The sequence below is a fragment of the Bacillus cereus group sp. N12 genome (assembly GCF_016483575.1).
Taxonomy (GTDB): domain Bacteria; phylum Bacillota; class Bacilli; order Bacillales; family Bacillaceae_G; genus Bacillus_A; species Bacillus_A toyonensis.
Genome location: NZ_JAEHBO010000182.1, coordinates 1 through 1,213, shown reverse-complemented (window position 1 = coordinate 1,213; position 1,213 = coordinate 1). Strand labels below are relative to the sequence as shown.

The following is a 1,213-nucleotide window of genomic DNA, read 5'->3' as shown; positions in this document are numbered from 1 at the left end:
ACCCATATCAATCCCCCCTTTCATTTACATTTAAGGACAAGCAATCCTTATAATATATAATGCTATTAATATTTTACTGAAAGGTATAAAAGTGGAATTTTATCTATGTTTTTAAATATTTTAATTTTTATATAACATCTCTTAAATATTGACTTCATGATAAATCTCTTAATATCCTCAAAATTATAAATAAATTAAAAGAATTAAACACACAAAAATCATATTACTCTTTTTTATAATAAATTTATATTATTAATTCTGTATATAACGTAAATATAATTTATAGATGAGAATAACATAAATGAAAAAAAATTAATACATTGGCATTGAACAGTTTAAAAAATCTAAAGTACTTTCAAAAAGGAGACTAAACAACATGAGTGAACAAGATCCAATTAATACATCATGTCAGGTGCTAGGACAAACTCAAACACCATTAAGTGATAAAATTGCAGCACCGATTATTAATACAGAAGCACCGCTTGTACAAATGCCAGTTATATTAGCTGAAAGGACAATTCAAATTGTTGTAGAATCCAATATTTCATTAGATCCTCCAGCAATTGAAATTAAACGTATTTTAAAAAACAACGTATTTTTGACACAATGTGAGTTACTTCCTTTAGCATTTATTCCAATACCAGGTACAGATTATAAACTAGTTAACAAAGCTAAATTATTTTTACAAGGGTATATTCGTAAAAATATTGAGTATGTAAATGATGAATATAATGGAATTATATATAACTCTATTGTAAATGTTCCATTTTCTGGTTCCACAGATCTAATAGAGGATGATTTTCTATCTTTAGCTTTAATAGCTTCTTCCTCAAATACTACTTTTCATTTTATTAATCCTAAAAACGGTGATCTACCACATTTAGAAAAATGTTCCTTCGGAGATACAGTTTATTATAACAAACAACCATATTGCGAATTAGTCAGTACTCAAATTGTTGGATTAGACTTTTCCCCTTGTCTAACAAACTTAAATGAACCATTTAATACTTTTCGTGAAATAATTGTATTAAACCTTACTTTAAAAATTTTACAAATACAACAAGTACAAATTTAAAACAAAAAAAACTTCTTATTTTTTCAAAACCAACCTACTTAAAAAGAACACCAATGTCCGTTGGTGTTCTCCTAAAGGAAACTATAAAATAAAATGAAATAAGTGAGTGAAACCTATTCCAATACTACAATATATGTT

At 25.9% G+C, this 1,213-nt stretch carries 1 protein-coding gene; it reads left to right on the top strand.

Translation table 11 applies throughout. From position 1 onward, the window contains the following. The first annotated feature begins 376 nt into the window (after nt 1-376). Complete coding sequence (locus JDS92_RS30020) at nt 377-1,075, top strand: CsxC family protein (RefSeq protein ID WP_097956911.1); 699 nt, start codon at nt 377-379, stop codon at nt 1,073-1,075. The last annotated feature ends 138 nt before the right edge of the window (nt 1,076-1,213 follow it).